Origin of the sequence: Ensifer aridi, assembly GCF_002078505.1 — a bacterium.
Taxonomy (GTDB): Bacteria; Pseudomonadota; Alphaproteobacteria; order Rhizobiales; family Rhizobiaceae; genus Sinorhizobium; species Sinorhizobium aridi.
In genome coordinates, this window is record NZ_LUAV01000035.1 from 247,505 (window position 1) to 262,409 (window position 14,905).

Annotated in this window: 13 protein-coding genes; 5 read left to right on the plus strand and 8 right to left on the minus strand. The window is 62.7% G+C overall.

Features of this window, described 5'->3' with window-relative positions:
• The first annotated feature begins 96 nt into the window (after nt 1-96).
• From AYK65_RS27130 to AYK65_RS27145, 4 genes are all read left to right on the plus strand, one after another.
• Entirely contained in the window at nt 97-1,284 is a 1,188-nt protein-coding gene (locus AYK65_RS27130; protein WP_081162256.1) for an acyl-CoA dehydrogenase, read from the plus strand.
• A gap of 11 nt (nt 1,285-1,295) precedes the next feature.
• Nucleotides 1,296-2,489 carry a CaiB/BaiF CoA transferase family protein gene (locus AYK65_RS27135; protein WP_081162259.1) on the plus strand — a complete coding sequence of 398 codons (1,194 nt, stop codon included), beginning with the start codon at nt 1,296-1,298 and terminating at the stop codon, nt 2,487-2,489.
• Nucleotides 2,490-2,580: 91 nt separating this feature from the next.
• A complete protein-coding gene (locus tag AYK65_RS27140; RefSeq protein ID WP_081162261.1) occupies nt 2,581-3,351 on the plus strand; it encodes a Stf0 family sulfotransferase in 771 nt (256 codons plus the stop codon).
• 117 nt (nt 3,352-3,468) lie between these two features.
• Entirely contained in the window at nt 3,469-4,455 is a 987-nt protein-coding gene (locus tag AYK65_RS27145; protein ID WP_081162264.1) for a glycosyltransferase family 2 protein, read from the plus strand.
• 175 nt (nt 4,456-4,630) lie between these two features.
• On the opposite strand, the gene AYK65_RS27150 is transcribed toward AYK65_RS27145, so the two are convergent.
• On the minus strand, nt 4,631-5,203 hold the full coding sequence (locus tag AYK65_RS27150; protein WP_077068119.1) for a CGNR zinc finger domain-containing protein: 573 nt from the start codon (nt 5,201-5,203) through the stop codon (nt 4,631-4,633).
• Nucleotides 5,204-5,329: 126 nt separating this feature from the next.
• Between AYK65_RS27150 and AYK65_RS27155 the strand changes: the two genes are divergently transcribed.
• A complete protein-coding gene (locus tag AYK65_RS27155) occupies nt 5,330-6,220 on the plus strand; it encodes an alpha/beta fold hydrolase (protein ID WP_026614976.1) in 891 nt (296 codons plus the stop codon).
• A gap of 58 nt (nt 6,221-6,278) precedes the next feature.
• Here AYK65_RS27155 and AYK65_RS27160 read toward each other — a convergent pair whose 3' ends face one another.
• The 7 genes from AYK65_RS27160 to AYK65_RS27190 form a co-directional block, all read right to left on the minus strand.
• On the minus strand, nt 6,279-7,220 hold the full coding sequence (locus AYK65_RS27160; protein ID WP_081162266.1) for a Kelch repeat-containing protein: 942 nt from the start codon (nt 7,218-7,220) through the stop codon (nt 6,279-6,281).
• Between the two features lie 165 nt (nt 7,221-7,385).
• Nucleotides 7,386-8,498: an AmmeMemoRadiSam system radical SAM enzyme gene (amrS, locus tag AYK65_RS27165; protein ID WP_081162269.1), complete on the minus strand. Its 1,113-nt coding sequence runs from the start codon at nt 8,496-8,498 to the stop codon at nt 7,386-7,388.
• 161 nt (nt 8,499-8,659) lie between these two features.
• Nucleotides 8,660-9,958, minus strand: a complete 1,299-nt coding sequence (locus AYK65_RS27170; RefSeq protein ID WP_046119274.1) for an amidohydrolase family protein — start codon at nt 9,956-9,958, stop codon at nt 8,660-8,662.
• Between the two features lie 24 nt (nt 9,959-9,982).
• Nucleotides 9,983-10,927: an ABC transporter permease gene (locus AYK65_RS27175; RefSeq protein WP_026614980.1), complete on the minus strand. Its 945-nt coding sequence runs from the start codon at nt 10,925-10,927 to the stop codon at nt 9,983-9,985.
• The gene (locus AYK65_RS27180) at nt 10,924-11,973 is read right to left on the minus strand and encodes an ABC transporter permease (protein WP_046119275.1); all 1,050 of its coding nucleotides are present in this window, start codon (nt 11,971-11,973) and stop codon (nt 10,924-10,926) included. The genes AYK65_RS27175 and AYK65_RS27180 overlap by 4 nt, the downstream gene beginning before the upstream one ends.
• Nucleotides 11,963-13,489, minus strand: coding sequence for an ABC transporter ATP-binding protein (locus tag AYK65_RS27185; protein WP_026614982.1), 1,527 nt, complete (start codon nt 13,487-13,489; stop codon nt 11,963-11,965). Before AYK65_RS27185 ends, AYK65_RS27180 begins: the two co-directional genes overlap by 11 nt.
• A complete protein-coding gene (locus AYK65_RS27190; protein ID WP_081162271.1) occupies nt 13,486-14,901 on the minus strand; it encodes an amidase in 1,416 nt (471 codons plus the stop codon). Before AYK65_RS27190 ends, AYK65_RS27185 begins: the two co-directional genes overlap by 4 nt.
• Nucleotides 14,902-14,905 lie beyond the last annotated feature (4 nt).

The following is a 14,905-nucleotide window of genomic DNA, read 5'->3' on the forward strand; positions in this document are numbered from 1 at the left end:
TTCCGCAAGCGCATGAGCCAGTGCCTCAAATTCGTTTGAAACCATGGACCTCGCTTGCCATAACACGAAACGCAAACAGTGCGACGGGAGAGAGACATGTCGGCAAGGACGCAGTTTCAATGGGATGATCCGTTTTTGCTCGAAGATCAGTTGAGCGAAGACGAGCGGATGATCCGCGACACGGCGCGCGCCTACGCCCAGGAAAAATTGCAGCCGCGCGTAATCGAAGCCTACCGCGAGGAGAAGACCGATCCGGCGATTTTCCGTGAGATGGGCGATCTCGGTCTCCTCGGCGTCACCGTTCCCGACTCCTATGGTGGCGTCGGTGCCTCCTACGTCGCCTATGGCCTCGTTGCCCGCGAGATCGAGCGCGTCGATTCCGGCTATCGCTCGATGATGAGCGTGCAATCCTCGCTCGTCATCTATCCGATCTTCGCCTACGGCTCCGAGGAGCAGAAGCAGAAATACCTGCCGAGGCTTATCAGCGGCGAATGGATCGGCTGCTTCGGGCTCACCGAACCGGATGCGGGCTCCGACCCGGCGGGCATGAAGACGCGGGCTATAAAGACCGAGTCGGGCTACCGGCTGATCGGCTCGAAGATGTGGATCTCCAACGCGCCACTTGCCGATGTCTTCGTCGTCTGGGCGAAGTCGGAGGCGCATGACAATGCAATCCGCGGGTTCGTGCTGGAAAAGGGCATGAAAGGGCTTACAGCCCCGAAGATCGCCGGCAAGCTTTCGCTCCGCGCCTCGATCACCGGCGAGATCGTTCTCGACAATGTCGAGGTCGGCGAAGAGGCCCTATTGCCGAACGCCGAGGGGCTGAAGGGACCCTTCGGCTGCCTCAACCGTGCGCGCTACGGCATCTCCTGGGGCGCGATCGGCGCGGCGGAATTCTGCTGGCATGCGGCCCGCCAATACGGCCTCGACCGCAAGCAGTTCAATCGCCCGCTCGCCCAGACCCAGCTCTTTCAGAAGAAGCTCGCCGACATGCAGACCGAGATCGCGCTCGGGCTGCAGGGTTCGCTGCGTGTCGGGCGGCTGATGGACGAGGGTCGCATGGCGCCGGAGATGATCTCGATCGTCAAGCGCAACAATTGCGGCAAAGCACTCGACATCGCCCGCATGGCTCGCGACATGCACGGCGGCAACGGCATTTCGGAGGAGTACCAGGTCATGCGCCATATGCTGAACCTGGAGACCGTCAACACCTATGAGGGCACGCATGACGTCCATGCACTGATCCTCGGCCGCGCCCAGACCGGGCTGCAGGCCTTCTTCTGAGCGGCACAGTCATGGAAGCGCCGCTCAAGGGTATCCGCGTCCTCGAACTCGCACGCATTCTCGCCGGTCCCTGGATCGGCCAGACGCTCGCCGATCTCGGCGCCGACATCATCAAGGTCGAGAGCGCGGCCGGCGACGACACCCGCAGCTGGGGGCCGCCCTTCTTGGAAGGCGAGGGCGGCGAGAAGCTCGATGCCGCCTATTTTCACGCCTGCAATCGCGGCAAACGCTCGGTCGTTCTCGACTTCACGACGGCGGAGGGGCAAGAGGCCGTGCGGCGGCTTGCGGCGCAATCCGACGTGCTGCTCGAAAACTTCAAGGTCGGCGGTCTCGCCAAATACGGGCTCGACTACGAGAGCCTGAAGAAGATCAATCCACGGCTGATCTATTGCTCGGTGACCGGCTTCGGCCAGAACGGGCCATATGCCCACCGCCCAGGCTACGATTACATCATCCAGGGCATGAGCGGCATCATGGACCTGACGGGTGAGCCGGATGGCGAGCCACAGAAGATTGGCGTTGCCTTTGCCGATATCTTCACCGGGCTCTATGGCGTGATCGCCGTCCAGGCCGCGTTGGCGCAGCGGGAACGCACCGGTGCGGGACAGCAGATCGACATGGCGCTCTTCGATTGCATGACCGGCGTCCTCGCCAACCAGGCGCTGAACTTTCTCGTCTCGGGCAAGGCGCCGCGCCGGCTCGGCAATGCCCATCCGAATATCGCGCCCTACCAGGTGTTTCCGAGTTCCGATGGCCACCTGATTGTCGCCGTCGGCAATGACCGGCAGTTCGTCAAATTCTGTGACGTCCTCGGACGGCCCGACCTTTCCGCCGACGAGCGCTACCGGACAAATGCCGGCCGCGTTCAGTACCGCGACAAATTGACCCCGGAACTCGCCGCCGAAACGGCGAAGTTCGAGCGGAATGCGCTGCTCGCGAAACTCGAGGCGGCCGGCGTGCCGGCCGGGCCGATCAACACCGTCGCCGACGTCTTCGCCGACCCGCAGATCATGCATCGGCAGATGCGGGTGAATACGCCCCATACCGGCGCAGCAAACGGCACGTCGCCCGGCGTGAGGACACCGATCCGATTCTCCGGAGCTTCTCTGGCGCTCGAACGCGGCGTTCCGCGGCTAGGCGAACACACCGCGGAAGTGCTGGCGGAAATCGGCATGACAGCTCCTGCGACCAAGGAGGAGAGGTAGGCGACCGGTCTATCTCGTTGTGCTAAAAAAGGCCTACATTCAAATCTAACGAACCGTTCGGCTGGGCAAGGGCAGATCGAGCGGAGAATCTATGCGCGGCTATTTACTTCTGACCGAAGCGAGAAGCGGGTCTAACTGGTTGGGTTCGCTTGTCAATGATGCGGGAACTATGGGCCAATCGAGTGAGTGGCTGTCCTCCAAGGTTCATCGCCTCGATACCAACACGCTGTCGTGGAACGCATTCTTCGCGGAAATCATCAAGAAGAGCTCCACTCCAAACGGCAACTTTGGCTCGAAGATATTTCCAAACCAACTCTTCCGGACGCGTGAAATCTACGGCGTCGACTTTATCCAGCACTGTCTCTCCGTACATGACGTCGCGCTCGTCTTCCTGCGACGCAGCGATACGCTGAGGCAAGCGGTCTCCTACGCGCGGGCGAGACAGACACGCAGCTTTGCTGCCCATATCGAATGCAAGGCGGAGCCGACCTACGATTTCGAAGAGATTGCTCGATGTTTCTTCTACATTCGCGACAGCTATATCTTTTGGCGGAGTTATTTGGAACTCACCGACGTGAAGTTCACCGAATTCGTCTATGAGGACCTCGTTGCAGACCCGTCGCCTTTCGTCAGGCACATAGCAGAACATCTGCAGGTAAGCCCGCCCGCAAAACTGCAGACGTCGATGGCCGTTCAGCGTGACGAATTGACAGAAAAATGGATCGCCCGTTTCAACGAGGACCGCAGATCGGCGGATCTGCTGGAGGCCTACGATCGTCGCGAACATATACCGGGAAAGATCAAGAACTTTTTCAAACTCGCGACCCGAAGCCTCCAGCCGCGATATCCGTTTGCTTTTTAGAATAGGGCGGAGATGGGCGAGTATACGATATCCGAAGCGCTGTCTTTCCAGAGTTGAATTCTTGCGATGATATCGATAAACGCACCTGTCGCGACGGTCCCTTGGAGCGGATTTTGACTGCTGACACGATACGAAACCTATAAGCTGCAGGCGCGCGTCCGCAAAAGGAGGCGCGCGATCGAACTGTCATGCCTGACTGAAGGCGGTGGACGAACGCTCGGCCGGGAAGACATCTCCCTTGTGTTCAATACGCACAACGACCGAAAGCTCCTGCCGTCGTTTCTGGTGCATTACAGGAAACTTGGTGTAACGCGCTTCATTTGCGTCGATGACGTATCGACTGACGGCACGCGCGAGTACCTCCTCGATCAACCGGATGTCGATCTGTGGACTTCGCCATTGCGATACCGCGATGCCCGACGGGGCCGCGAGTGGCGGGAAGCGCTGTTCGAGCGTCACGGCACCGACCGCTGGTACCTCAATGTCGATTCGGACGAGTTTCTGATCTATCAGGATTGCGAAGATCGGCCGCTCGGAGAGCTTATTCAGGCTCTCGAGAAGAAGGGCGAAAAGCGGCTGGCCGCTCCGATGCTCGACATGTATCCGATCGGACCGCTCGGTTCGGCCGTATTGAGCAGCTATGAGCATCGCATGCCGTGGGAAATTGCCGATCACTTCGACGGTTGCGGATACGAGATCACGTATACGAAACGCGCAGTAAGCATTACGGGCGGGCCGCGGAAGCGCAAGTTCGCGCATGTATTGGAACTCATCAAATATCCGGTGATCTTTTGGGACAAGGACTGCAGTCTCAGCGTGAGCATTCACCAGCCATTGCCTTGCGAGCGCAATTTCCTCCCTGTTTCTGGAGCGTTGCTGCACTTCAAGTTCTTCTCGGATTACAAGGAAAAGATCGAACTCGCGGTCGCCGACGGGCAATATTTCAACGGGGCCGAGGCCTATCGCAGAATGCTTGAAGATCTCCAGAAAACCGGCGAATTCGATTTTTCCAACGAGCATTCCATCCGATTTTCAGGGTCGGGACAGTTGCTGCAACTGGGCTTCATCGCACCCATTGCTTTCGCATCCGAGGCCCGCTGCTAGCCGCCACATTGTTGAGGCTAAGCTAATGCGCCAAAACTAAAATGGAGCAGCCCAAAAGGAAAACGGCGTAAGTCAGTGCGGGAATTAAGGACGGGAAGACACGTCCGCTGACTTGCTCTGGCTCTATCGCGGCTAAAACCATTTCCGCGGGTTCGTTTTGACACGGCGCTGCCGATTAAGTTCCCATATGGCCCCTATGGCGGGATATCTTTTCGCGATTCCCGCAAATCCGCATGTTGCACCAGCGGCGCTTCCCGCCTCGCGACGTGTCTATGAACAGCCACCCACATCGTGGGCACGCATGCAGCCTTGTGCGAGGCAGCGTAAAGAATGCCTCGATCGATAAGTGGGCGAGGAATGCGGTCACAAGGGTTGGGTCTCGCCATTGATTGGACGTGAGATCGAGTCTCGCCGCATTCCACCCGACTGGCTGGGCTTCCAACCCGCGTGCTGCGCGTGAAAATAGAAGACCAAGCGGTTGCGACGGTATCTCCACATCTGAGGCGATCGCATCGAAAACCTTGTATGACAATTCCCGTATCTCGCGAACTCCGTTGAGAAAGTGCCGATCCCGTATCTCGGCGACCGCTCCTGCTCCACGTTCGTCTGCCAACCCTGCAGCGAGGAGCCACGTCCCGACGTCCCGGGCGGACTTAAAAAGCTCATTGTCCGGCGGTGGGGCTCGCCGGTCATACACAGCGTTCGAAAGGTCCAGGGCGGGATGACCGCCTATGAAGTGCTCCGGCACCCAGGCCGTGTGATCGCTCGACAGGGAACGTAACCTTTTTAATCGCGTTATCCGGTTACAACGAGTTGTAACCGGATAAGCCTAATTAGCAGGTTTCATCGCTGACGACAAATCCAGGAGTCAAGTATGCAAACCCATCATGATAAAACCGCCCGGCGCCGAATGCGTCTCTCCGGTGGAACCGAGCTCGCCTACGTCACAGCGGGTGATACATCGAACCCTGGGCTATTGCTGCTGCACGGTTACGCGAGTTCATCGAGCACGTTCCGTGACGTGATCCCCGCGCTGTCGCGTGTCGCCTACGTGGTCGCGCCCGACCTGCCCGGATACGGAGAATCCGACCCTCTTCCCGCGCCTTCGTTTGCAGCGCTCAGCAACGCCATCACCGAGCTGTTGCGCCATCTCGAGATCGGGCAACGTTTCATCTATCTGCACGATTGGGGTGCGCCGGTCGGATTGCGGATCGCCATGCAATCGCCGGAGCTGGTATCGGGCCTCATCATTCAGAACGCCAATGCGCATCGCAGCGGCTTTGCGCCGCAGTGGGAGGCGACGTTCGCGTACTGGTCCGATCCGACCCCGGAAAATAAGGCCAGGGCGACCACCTTTCTCACCTTCGAAGGAACGCGCGACCAGTACACGCGGGACGTGCCGGCAGAGGTCGTCGCCAAAGTCAAGGGCGAGCCCTGGGTCGAAGACTGGAGGGTTTTGAACCTCCCCGGCCGCATGGAGATGCAGCGCACCCTTCTTGCCGACTACGGCAATTACGTCGCCCAGTTCGATGCAATCGGCGCTTATTTCAAGCAGCGGCAGCCGCCGGCGCTGATGGTCTGGGGCCGCCACGACGCCTTCTTCGACATCGCCGAAACGCTCTCCTGGATGCAGGACCTCCCACGCATGGAAGTGCACATCTTAGACGGTGGGCATTTCCTGCTTGAGACGCATGCGGAACCGGCGCTCAACCTCATGATGGATTTCATCAAGCGAACACAAGAGAGACTCGCGCAACTCCCCTAAGAGAATGCCTGCGAACCTATCACCGGGCCTTTCAGGGCACGGCGTGAATCCGGCGCGTCTAGGGAGTAAAGACCTCGTTGGCGGGGGAAGCCGAGCCGCCCGGCGTCGGTCCGCCGCCGACGACGAATATCCGGCCATCGACCACGGCCGCCCCCAAGCCGTGCCGCGCCGTCGGCATCGCTGCAAGACGCTGCCAGTCGTCGCTCGCCGGGTCGTAAGCCTCGACCGTGTCGAAGGTACCCTCGGGCGCTTCGCCGCCGACCACGACGATGCGTCCGTCGATGACGGCCGCAGCGATCCCGCTGCGCGGCGTCGGCAAGTCGGAGCGGCGTTCCCAGCGGTCGCTCGCCGGATCATAGACCTCGTTGGCGGCCAAGTTGCTGGCATAGCTGCCGTCGGTGCGGCCGCCGATGGCATAAAGTCGCCCGCCAACCGCGGCGGCCGCGAGATGGTCGCGCGGGGTTGGTAGAGCCGCACGGTTCGACCAAGTGTTGCTGCCGGGATCGTACACCTCATGCGCAGGCGTATTGCGTCGATCGTTTCCGGCGCCGCCGACGACGTGGATCTTGCCGTCGAGCACCGCTACGGCAAGTGCACCTCGCGCGGTGGGCATAGGTGCCATGCCGCGCCAGCGATTGCGCGCCGGATCATATTCGTAGAGCGAGGCTACCGGCGCCCAGCCACCCGAATAACCGCCGATAACATAGAGTTTGCCGTTCAGGCCGACCGTCCCTGCATGATGCAGCGGCTGCGGGGGTGGCGCGCCGCGGCTCCAGCGGTCGGCGCGCGGATCGTAGATCTCCAGGTCATTGGCCTTGGAGAAACCCCCGACCACATAGATCTTGCCGTCCAGCTCGGCGACGGCGACCTCGGACCGCTCAGAGGGCATCGGCGCGGCGCTATGCCACTGCCCGGCGCCCGGCTGGGCCGCCGTTGCGTTGCTCAGCAGCAGCCAAACAAGCACGAGCGTGAAGAACGGATATGTTTGCGATATTGGCATATTGACCCTCCTCGCCGGAGCCAAAAGGCGGCTTACGGAGAACCATCCGGCAAAGAATACCTGAAAGGTTACGGCGACCACAGACCGTGAGTTTAGAAATCCTGGCTGGAAACCGCCGTTATCTCCTTTGACGCAGCTCTCAGCCGTTCTCGCACAGCCGGCTGGTCAAACCGGCGCCGTCATCGGCTCGATACGCACCGGCCGGCGATAGGCGCCCCAGTTACCCAGGTTCGGCTCGAACACTCCCGGGCAAGGCGTGCCGCAGCTGCGGCAGCGGCCTTCGGCGTCGAGCGCCCAGGATAGCAAGCGGTACCAGTCGCGGGCGATCAGGCATGCGCCGCAGGCGTGGCACCAGGTGCTGCCGCCGACGTCATCGTGCACGTTACCGCAGTAGACGTAACGCAGCCCGTTTTGGAGGCCGATCCGACGCGCCCGTGTCAGCGTAGCGGGCGCGGTGGGCGGCTTGTTCATCATCTTCCAGTCGGGATGGAAGGCCGTGAAGTGAAGCGGCACATCCGGTCCGAGTTCTTCCATGATCCACTGCGTGAGCGCCTCAATCTCCGCGTCGGAATCGTTTTCGCCGGGAATGAGCAATGTCGTGATCTCGAACCAGACGGAGGTTTCGCGCTTGAGATAAACAAGCGTGTCCAGCACCGGCTGGAGATGGCCGCTGCAAACGCGCTGGTAAAAGCGCTCGGTGAATGCCTTGAGATCGACATTGGCCGCATCCATGTGGCGATAGAATTCGGTACGTGGCTCGGGGCAGACATAGCCGGCCGTGACCGCGACGCTTTTGATCTCCTGTTCCCGGCAGGCATCAGCCACGTCGATGGCGTATTCGTGGAAAATGACGGGGTCGTTGTAGGTGAAGGCAACGCTGCGGCAGCCGAGATCCACCGCCGCCTTGGCAATCGCCGCCGGCGAAGCGGCATCGGCAAGCGTGTCGATCGCGCGTGACTTGCTGATATCCCAATTCTGGCAGAAGCGGCAGGCAAGATTGCAGCCCGCCGTGCCGAAAGACAGGACTGCGGTGCCCGGCAGAAAATGGTTGAGCGGCTTTTTCTCGATCGGATCCACGCAGAAGCCGCTGGAGCGCCCGTAGGTCGTCAGCACCATCCGGTCGCCCTGGCGGGCACGCACGAAGCAGAGTCCCTGTTGCCCCTCATGCAATTTGCAAAATCGCGGACAGAGGTCGCACTGGATGCGCCCGTCGGCGAGCGCATGCCAATAGCGGCCCGGCACAATCGACGCGTCCTGCGGTTGCAATTCCGGGCGCATAGCGGTTGCGTCGTTGGGGACTGGGGACATACTTATATGATAGACCTGTCTTGGTATCGTTCAATGGTGATGAACTGCTCCCGGGGACCACGTCCCCATCGGCGATCGCCCGGCGGCGTGCAGGTCTTCGATATTGTTTCTCCTACCTGGATCGGTTCCGGTCAGCGCTGCTGCACCTGGGGGACATAATCGCGCGCCATCTCGACCGAGGCAGGGCGCCCGGCGAGGAAGAGCTCCCCGACGCGCGGCGCAGTCCTGGCAATGACCTTGCCCGCCTTTATGACGAACAGGCGATTCGGCTTCAGCCTCAACGCCTCGGTGACGTCGGCCGCCTGCAGCACGACCAGATCTGCCTTGCAGCCAATGCCAAGACCGTAGCCTTCGAGCCCCATGGTCTTCGCTGAATTGACGGTGATCGCGTCGAAGATCTTGCGCTTGTCCTCGATGCCGGCCATCTGCGCGACATGGATTGCCATATGGGCGACCTCCAGCATGTCACCCGAGCCCATCGAGTACCAGGGGTCCATGACGCAGTCATGCCCGAAGGAGACGTTGAGGCCGGCCGCCATGAGCTCCCGAACCCGCGTCATGCCGCGCCGCTTCGGATAGGTGTCATGCCGGCCCTGCAGCATGATGTTGATCAGCGGATTGGGGATCACGTTGATCTCCGCCTCAGCCATCAGCGGGATGAGCTTCGAGACGTAGTAATTATCCATGGAATGCATAGAGGTGAGATGCGAACCTGCCACGCGTCCCTTGAGGCCGAAACGTACCGTCTGGGCCGCCAGTGTTTCGATGTGGCGCGACATCGGATCGTCGGTTTCGTCACAGTGCATGTCGACCGGCAGGCCACGGTCGGCGGCGATCCGGCACAGCGCCTCGACTGAGCGGGCGCCGTCTTCCATCGTCCGCTCGAAATGCGGAATACCGCCGACGATGCCGACGCCCATGTCGAGCGCGCGCTCGAGCGAGGCGACGCCGTCGGGTGCGCGGTAATAGCCGTCCTGGGGGAAGGCGACGAGCTGCAACTCGATGTAGGGAGCGACCTTTTCCTTGACCTCGAGCAGCGCTTCGGCCGTCACCAGCTGCGGATCGGAGGTGTCCACATGGCTGCGAATGTAGAGAAGCCCCTGGGTGACGGCGAGGTCGCAATAGCGCAGGGCCCGTTCGATGAGGGCTTCCTTCGTCAAGAGCGGGCGCAACTCGCCCCAGAGCGCGATACCCTCAAGCAGCGTCCCGGAGACGTTCATCCGCGGCATACCGAGCGATAGCGTTGCGTCCATATGGAAATGCGGATCGCAGAAGGGCGGGCTGACGAGCCGGCCGGTCGCGTCGACCGTCTCGCCGGCGGTCGCGGCGATGGATTTCTCGATTGCTGCGATCTTGCCGCCGGCAATGCCGATATCGAAGCCCTCGCGGCCGTCCGGAAGATTCGCATTGCGGATGATCAGGTCGAACATGGGTGAGGCTCTCCGGGTTTTCGCTCAGCGCTCGCCGCGCCGGTAGGGTTGCATCAGGGCCTGCGGGACGCGGGCGCGCCGGGCCATCAGTGCCAGCGCCGCGATCGATAATAGATAGGGGATCATGAGGAAGATCTGGTAGGGGACAACTCCGTTCAGCACCGTCTGCAGGCGAAGTTGAAAGCCGTCGAACAACGCGAACAGCAACGCGCCGATCAGAGCGCGTCCCGGCCGCCAGGAGGCGAAAACGACGAGCGCGATGCAGATCCAGCCGCGTCCCTGCACCATCGTCGGGAAGAAGCTGTTGAAGGCCGAGAGCGTCAGGAAGGCGCCGGCGACTCCCATCAGCGCGCTGCCGACGATGACGGCGCCGTAGCGCATCATCATCGGGTTGATCCCCTGTGACTCGGCGGCATGCGGATTTTCCCCGGCCATACGGATTGCCAGCCCAAGCGGGGTGCGGAAGAGCACGTAGCCGAGTACCAGCGCCAGCATGATTGCCACATAGGTCGGCGGCGTCTGCGTGAAGAGCGCCGGACCGATGAAGGAGATGGAGGAAAGCGCCGGCACGACAATCGGCTGGAACGGCTCGATCGTGGGCGGCGTGCCTGCCACCGGCACCAACAGCCGGAAGACGTAATAGCTGAAGCTCGAAGCGAAAAGCGTGACGCCGAGGCCGGAAACATGCTGAGACAGACCGAGTGTGACTGTCAGCGCCGCATGCAGCAGGCCGAACACTCCGCCGGAGAGGGCCGCGACCAGCAGGCCGGCCCACAGATCGGCACCATTATAGACGGCGAGCCAGCCGATCATCGCGCCGAAGGTCATGATGCCCTCTATGCCGAGATTGAGGACGCCCGAGCGCTCACACAAGAGCGCGCCGAGCGTGCCGAGGATCAGCGGCGTGGCGATGCGCAGGACGGCCGCCCAGAGGCCTGCGGAAGCGAAGATGTCGATCACGGCGTTCATCGGCGAATCCTGTACTGGGTGAAGAAGACACCGACCAGCATGCTGATAAGCGACAGCGCCACCGTGACATCGGCTATATAGGAGGGAATACCCATGCTGCGGCTCATCCCGTCGGCCCCCACGAACATGGTCGCCGTGAATAGGGCGGCCAGCACCACGCCCAGCGGATGAAGATTGGCGAGCATGGCGACAACGATGCCGGAGTAGCCGTAGCCCGGCGAAAGGTCCTTGGTCACGTAGCCTTGTACGCCCATGACCTCGAGAGCCCCGGCAAGCCCGGCGAGCCCACCCGAAATGCAGGCCACCTTCACGAGGGTCCGGCTGAGCGGTACGCCCGCGAAGACCGCCCCGGTGGCATTGAGGCCGGCTGCACGCGACTGCATGCCGAACACAGTGCGCGACTGCAGGAGGTGGACGGCGGCGGCGAGTACGAGCGCGATCACCAGGCCGATATGCAGGCGGGATCGGGCGAGAAGCTTCGGCAGGACGGCGGCGTCGGCGACCGGTTGGGATTGCGGCCAGCCGAAGGCCATCGGGTCCTTCAGCGCGCCGTCGATCAGCATGGAGACGAAGAGCACGGCGACGAAATTGAGGAGAAGCGTGGTCACCACTTCGTCGACGGAAAAACGCAGCCGCAGCCACAGCGGCACGAGCAGCAACACAATGCCAGCCGCCGCACCCACGATTAAGAGCAACGGAATCTGCACGGCCGGGGCAAGGCCGCCGAGGAGATGCGAGCTGGCGGCGGCGACCGCGATCGCACCGAGATAGAACTGACCCTCACCGCCGATGTTCCAAAGCCGCGCCCGGAACGCGACGGCCGCGGCGAGGCCGGTCAAAATGAGCGGGCTCGCGCGCGTCAGGGTCTCGGTCGCCGAAAGCCGTGACCCGAAAGCTCCGACGAGAATGCGCCAATAGGCTTCCATGACGGGCGCGCCGGCAACGGCGATGAGGACGCCCGCCAGCGCCAGCGCACAGAGAACCGCAAGGACGGGCGTCGCGATAACCAGTGCGACCGAACGATGTTCGCGTCGTTCAAAGCGCATGGGAAATCTCGTGCTCCTCGTTCCATTCGCCGGCCATCATCAGGCCGAGTTTCGTGGCGTTGACCTTGTCCGCCGCGACTGCAGGCGAAAGCCGGCCGTTGACGATGGCCTGAATGCGGTCGGCGAGCGCCATGACTTCCTCGAGGTCCTCGGAGACCAAGAGCACCGCGGTCCCGTCGCGTCTCGCTTGGAGCAGGCGCTCGTGCACCGCGGCGACCGCTCCCTCGTCGAGACCCCGCGCCGGCTGCGCCGCGAGCAGGATGCGCGGGCGGTCGATCAAATTGCGGCCGAGGATGAGTTTCTGCATGTTGCCGCCCGAAAGCAGGCGGGTGCGCGTCGCAGGCCTGCCTCCGCGCACGTCGAAGGCATCGATGATCTTGCGGGCGAATGCCTGGCCTGCCGACCGGTCGACGAGACCATGGCGCGAAAATCGTGGAAGGCGCTCGAGAACCGCGTTCTCCCATATGGCCATTTCGCCGATCGCGCCTTCGTTGTTGCGGTCTTCCGGAATGCGGCCGATCCCTGCCTGGACTGCGCCTTCCACCGACAGGTCGCCGACAGGCTCGCCGAACAATACGATGTCGCCCTTGTCGCGCCGGACCGTACCTGACAGCAGATGCGCCAGCGTCGCCTGGCCGTTGCCGGATACGCCAATGATGCCGAGGATCTCGCCGGCGCGGAGGCTGAGATCGATCGATTTCAACCGCTCCACTCCGTCGATACTGACGCTGACGCCGGTGACCTTTAGCGCGACTTCCCCGGGCGTCGACGGCTCGCGCACCGGCCGGGCGACCTTGCGGCCGATCATCAGTTCGGCAAGCTCGGCCTTGTTCGTCTCCTTCGCCGGACGCTCGGCGACCTTGCGGCCGCCGCGCAACACGATGATCCTGTCGGCGGCGGCCATGACCTCGTCGAGCTTGTGCGAGATGAAGATCAACGAAAGGCCCTCGCGCGCCATGTCCTTCAGCGTGCGGAAAAGCCGCTCGGCCTCCAGATTGGTCAGCACCGCCGTCGGCTCGTCGAGCACCAGGATGCGCGCATCATTGTAGAGTGCCTTCAGGATCTCGACGCGTTGCTGTTCGCCAACCGAGAGGTCGCCAAGGCGCGCATCCGGGTCCACGATCAGGCCGAACCGCGTGCTGATGTCCTCAAGCTTCTGTCGCGCCGCATCCGTATCGGATCGAAGCCGCCAAAGGCTCTCTGTACCGGCCATGACGTTTTCCAGTACCGTCAGGTTGGCGGCGAGCGAGAAGTGCTGGTGAACCATGCCGATGCCAGCGCGGATCGCCGAGCGCGGCTTGCCGGGTGGCAATTCCTGTCCATCGATCAGCACTTTGCCACTGTCCGGCACGTAATGGCCGAACAGGATGCTCATCAGTGTGGTTTTGCCGGCGCCGTTTTCCCCGAGGAGGGCGACGATCTCACCCCTTCCAAGGCTCAGCGAGATGTTGTCATTGGCCAGATTGTCACCGAAGCGCTTGCTGACGCCTGAGATGTCGAGAACGGCGTTGGTCATTGCGTAAGTCCCGCGACGGCAAAGCGATGCTGCCAGCGGCCTTGCCTTTCGAGACGTGCCGCAAGGCAGAGGAGGAGGCGATCATTCCCCATCGGCGCCATGATCTGCACCGGCAGCGGCAATCCATCGCGATCCACGCCGAAGGGAAGCGTGAGCGCCGGAAAACCGGTGACGTTGGCGAGCGCGGCGAGCGGCGCAAAGGCCGTCATGCGCCGAATCTGGAGGTCGATGTCGTCGTGATCGAAGGGGAAGGCGCCGATCGGCAGGGGTGCCGACGCAAGCATCGGAGTCAAGATGCAGTCCACCTGGTCGAAGAGGCACCAGATCGCATGGCTTGCATGGACGGCGGCCTCGAGCGTGGCCCAAAGGGCGGTCGCCTCGAGCTGCGATCCATGGCTGAAAAAAGCTTGCGTCAGCCGTTCGGCACGCCCGGCATCGAGACCAGCGGAGCCGAAGAAATTGGCGAGATTGACGGCGATGATGTCGCGCAGCGTCTGGCCGCTCGCGCCGACGGCTGCGGCAAAGGCGCCCCAATGCATCGTGACGATGCTGTGGCCTTCAGCCTCGAGCGCGCAGGCAGCCGCTTCGACGGCCTCGCTGCGTGCCGGGTCGGTCGGGTAGCCCTCGCCGGTCTCGGCGAGAAGGCCGATGCGCAGGGGGCCGGGCAGGGCGGGCGAAAGCGATGGATCGGCAAACGGTCCCCGGGCGTGCCCGGCCGCTGCATCGAAGATTTCTGCAAGATCACGGGCGGAGCGGCATAGCGCTAGTTCGCTGGCAATGCCGCCGAGATGATTGCCGAAGAACGGCCCCGCCGGTATGGCGCCGCGAGTGGCCTTGAGACCGAAGAGGCCGCAGCAGGCCGCGGGCACGCGGATCGATCCGCCGGCATCGGTCGCATGGGCGATCGCCACGATGCCAGCCGCAACGGCGGCCGCGGCCCCGCCGGAGGAACCGCCAGGCGTCCGGGCGGCATCAAGGGGATTGCGGCAGACGGGGCCTATCGCTGGCTCGCTTGCCAGCGCCAAGCCCATTTCCGGAACCGTGGTCAGCCCGAAGAAGGAAAGACCGGCGACACGAAACCGGGCCGCCAGTTCGCTTTCATCCGCCACGTTAGGACTGCGATCGAGCAGGTTCGAGCCGGCGGCAACCGGAAGCCCGGCGAAGGGACCGCCGAGGTCCTTGGCGAGGCTCGGAACACCGAGAAACGGCGCGATTTGCCTGCCGTTAGGCGCCCGGCGCAGGCGGATGTCGGCATCTTCCGCCGCCGCCCGTCCGAGCGTTGGGTCGAGATGGACGATCGCGCCTATTTCTGTCCACCGGCCGGCCGCAGCCAGGGACGCTTCCATGGCTTCGCAAGCGGTGAGGCGGCCCTCTCGGATCGCCTCTGCCAGAGAGGTTGCATCGCCGGCCATCGTC

Coding starts and splice junctions, on each gene's coding strand:
- AYK65_RS27180 (WP_046119275.1), bottom strand. CDS start 11,973: ATGCGCTTTGAACGACGCGAACATCGTTCGGTCGCACTGGTTATCGCG.
- AYK65_RS27130 (WP_081162256.1), top strand. CDS start 97: ATGTCGGCAAGGACGCAGTTTCAATGGGATGATCCGTTTTTGCTCGAA.
- AYK65_RS27190 (WP_081162271.1), bottom strand. CDS start 14,901: ATGGCCGGCGATGCAACCTCTCTGGCAGAGGCGATCCGAGAGGGCCGC.
- amrS (WP_081162269.1), bottom strand. CDS start 8,498: ATGCGCCCGGAATTGCAACCGCAGGACGCGTCGATTGTGCCGGGCCGC.
- AYK65_RS27170 (WP_046119274.1), bottom strand. CDS start 9,958: ATGTTCGACCTGATCATCCGCAATGCGAATCTTCCGGACGGCCGCGAG.
- AYK65_RS27155 (WP_026614976.1), top strand. CDS start 5,330: ATGCAAACCCATCATGATAAAACCGCCCGGCGCCGAATGCGTCTCTCC.
- AYK65_RS27175 (WP_026614980.1), bottom strand. CDS start 10,927: ATGAACGCCGTGATCGACATCTTCGCTTCCGCAGGCCTCTGGGCGGCC.
- AYK65_RS27160 (WP_081162266.1), bottom strand. CDS start 7,220: ATGCCAATATCGCAAACATATCCGTTCTTCACGCTCGTGCTTGTTTGG.
- AYK65_RS27140 (WP_081162261.1), top strand. CDS start 2,581: ATGCGCGGCTATTTACTTCTGACCGAAGCGAGAAGCGGGTCTAACTGG.
- AYK65_RS27185 (WP_026614982.1), bottom strand. CDS start 13,489: ATGACCAACGCCGTTCTCGACATCTCAGGCGTCAGCAAGCGCTTCGGT.
- AYK65_RS27135 (WP_081162259.1), top strand. CDS start 1,296: ATGGAAGCGCCGCTCAAGGGTATCCGCGTCCTCGAACTCGCACGCATT.